The 744-nt window shown below is 34.8% G+C and carries 2 protein-coding genes; both read left to right on the top strand.

The genetic code is table 11. The features are described 5' to 3' along the window. On the top strand, positions 1–452 hold a 452-nt coding region (locus OZD62_RS01515), incomplete at its 5' end, for an exopolysaccharide biosynthesis protein (protein WP_275019283.1). A 90-nt stretch (positions 453–542) separates the two neighbouring features. Beyond that, the coding region (locus OZD62_RS01510) for an exopolysaccharide biosynthesis protein (RefSeq protein WP_275019282.1) at positions 543–744 on the top strand (202 nt) is incomplete at its 3' end.

Below are 744 nucleotides of genomic sequence, written 5' to 3'. Positions count from 1 at the left end.
CTATTCTTTCTATACCTTTAATCTTATTCTCACTGCAGCTTCTATTTGGATTTGATTCTCCTTGGATGCCCAGTTGGCTAGAAAGAAGATCTTTTCAGCGTTCAACACTAGCTCTTGTGGTAGAGAAAACTTCCCCTGTATTAGAAAAAATAGAAAAATTCGTGAAGCCAAGACTGTCTTTCATTTTCTATGGGCCTGGTGAGAAGATTCTGGCTTTTATGATGTTGCTTTGTGCAATAATAATAGCTCTTCCATTACCTTTTACTCACTTCCTTCCTGCAATTGGCACAACTCTTATTTCACTTAGCATTATGAGTAAAGACGGGTTTCTATCCATATTGGGAGTTTTAGTATCATTGTGCGCGTTGTTGCTTACTCTTGTTGTAATAGTCAAAGGACCACAACTTATAACCGGAGCACTTTCTCTTCTTAAAAGCTTTACAACACTTTAACAAAAGAACGAATTACTAGCGCAAAATGAATAATGCATATTGAAATAAAACAATAATTGTGTTAAGAATTATTTTTATCAAAGGTTTTTCGTGTCAAAAAATGATAAGTTGACTAAAAGTGATAAATTAGCTTCTGATATTCTAAAAGAAGTTGCAGATACCAATAACAATGATAGCGATAAAGTAACTTTGTTTGACATTAAAACAGCTTTGCATGAGCGTGGTTTTGGTATTTTAATAATCATCTTCTCCTTGCCGCTATCGGTGCCTATACCGGTTCCACCTGGTTATA

This window comes from Wolbachia endosymbiont of Drosophila seguyi (assembly GCF_028981765.1).
GTDB classification, from domain to species: Bacteria; Pseudomonadota; Alphaproteobacteria; order Rickettsiales; family Anaplasmataceae; genus Wolbachia; species Wolbachia pipientis.
This window is presented reverse-complemented; position numbering and strand designations above follow the sequence as displayed.